The 2,065-nt window shown below is 35.9% G+C and carries 1 protein-coding gene; it reads left to right on the top strand.

All coding sequences use genetic code 11. From position 1 onward, the window contains the following. Nucleotides 1-632 precede the first annotated feature (632 nt). Nucleotides 633-1,952, top strand: coding sequence for an OprD family outer membrane porin (locus F607_RS0126530; RefSeq protein WP_027710406.1), 1,320 nt, complete (start codon nt 633-635; stop codon nt 1,950-1,952). Nucleotides 1,953-2,065 lie beyond the last annotated feature (113 nt).

Below are 2,065 nucleotides of genomic sequence, written 5' to 3' on the forward strand. Positions count from 1 at the left end.
ACAGTTTGTGTGTATTATTTAATAGGAACCAAGGCAATGCTCCTCTTCAGTTAGCTAAATTAATAGGCTAAAAAGTCGAGCATCGCGTTATATTACCGCCAACCACATGTATCTTTCCCTGTTCTACCCCTTTGAGTCTCCATCCCCCAAGGCAACTGCATATAAAACAGTCTATGATAGATAAGGGTTGTACCAACTCCAACAGTGCAAATCTACTTTTTACACTCTGCTAACCACATTCAAATAAACAATAATCATATTTCAACGTAAGCCTGGTAACGTGAATGCTGGGTAACACTTGTTGGACTGCTCCTATCTCTTTTTATTTTACCTCAATTTATCTTCAGACTTAGCAAACCAGTCAGTCATAACTAAATCTTTACTCATAATTTTTTTTATAATAGGGATTATTCTATTAGAGTAAGCACATATTAAATATATTTTGATTTTTATTTGCCAAATTTATTTATTTTTTGTTAAATAATAGACAGTATAAAATCAAAAAAGCTAATAAGACTTAGTAGCAAAATAAAAATATCAATCTTTTGCAAGCTAGGCTCGGGAGTTTTGCACAAGCAAATTAATAAATAATAAAAGTGTCTAACAAAACGCTCTAGGAGTAACTTGGTATTATGCATACTTTTAAGTATTCGGCATTGTTTTGTGCCGTTACCGCCACTATTTTCTCTTTTTCTAATGCACATGCAAATGAAAGTAGTAAAGGTTTTCTCGAAGGCAGTCGCCTTGATGCTAAATTAAGAAATGTTTACTTCAATCGTGATGGTCGAGATGAATCACCTTACGATAACCGTGAGTGGGTTCAGGGCTTACATCTTAATTATCATTCAGGCTATTTTGCTGACATGATTGGTTTTGACATGTCTTACTACGGCGCTTGGGACCTTGATTCTCCCGGAGATAGTTTTACTCATTTGCCAAAAGACGGAAGAAATCAAAGAGAAACTAACGATATCAATAAAATTGGTCAAGCATTTGTAAAATTCAAATACGGTAATGATGATTTAAATGTCAACATTAAACATGGCCGACAAGTTTACAATGATAATTTGATTCAAGGCTCTTCTTCCCGTGCTGCGCCTAGCTCACTATATGGTACAACAGGTGAAGTTAATATTGGTGAACTTAAGCTGCATGGTGCGTATATTACTCAGCACTCATGGCGTTCCTTCGGCCACTTTGAACATTTTTATGATGGCTCAAGCACTGACGCTAATACAAAGAAAGTAAACTATATTCAAGCTTATGGACTCGCCTATCAATTTGATAACGGGATTGGTATTGAATACGATTGGGGTAAGTCGAATGACTTCCAAAAAGCTAATCTCTATAAAATACACTACACCATGGAGCTTGGTGACAATAATAAGCTTTATTTAGAAGGTATTCATCATACGCTTGAAAGTATAGGTGATGCTTTTAATCAAACATTTTCAAATGCAGATGACTTTGAATCAAAAAATACCTCCTTCCTCGCTCAATTACATTTAGACGCAGCGACTTATCGCCTCGCATACCAGCATACCGCTAAAGGAGACTTCCGTTATGCTTGGGAAACCGGAGAATACTATGGAGGCTTTAATTCAAATGTTCCTGTCTGGTCAGACTTCGCGTTTAAAGATGAAAAAGCAATCATGATTGGTTTCGCTTATGATTTTTCAGATATGGGCGTTCCAGGACTTGAGTTTGATATAAATTACCAACGAGGCTTCGACCTAGATAAAAATAATAATGGTTTGGGAGATACTGTAGATAGACCCAAAACAGAGTGGGGACGTGATATGACATTAAGCTATGCTTTCCAAGATCCTACTCTAAAAGGTTTAAGTGTTTCCTGGAATAATGGTACTTACCGAGGTTCTAAAACTTTGGATATTGTAGAAGATATCGATTATAACCGTATCTATATTGATTACGTATTTGATATTTTCTAAATATTATTACTTAAAATACAAAGTAAATAATCCACCTTCTTAGAAGGTGGTTTTGCTTTTAACCCCCTGAAAGGGGGCATTACATCACCCTCTCAGTAGGCTAACAAGCTATC

Source organism: Zooshikella ganghwensis DSM 15267, assembly GCF_000428585.1.
In the GTDB taxonomy this organism is placed as follows: Bacteria; Pseudomonadota; Gammaproteobacteria; order Pseudomonadales; family Zooshikellaceae; genus Zooshikella; species Zooshikella ganghwensis.

Bases quoted from the DNA above. Each gene is read 5' to 3' on its own strand.
- F607_RS0126530 (WP_027710406.1), top strand. From the start codon at position 633: ATGCATACTTTTAAGTATTCGGCATTGTTTTGTGCCGTTACCGCCACT.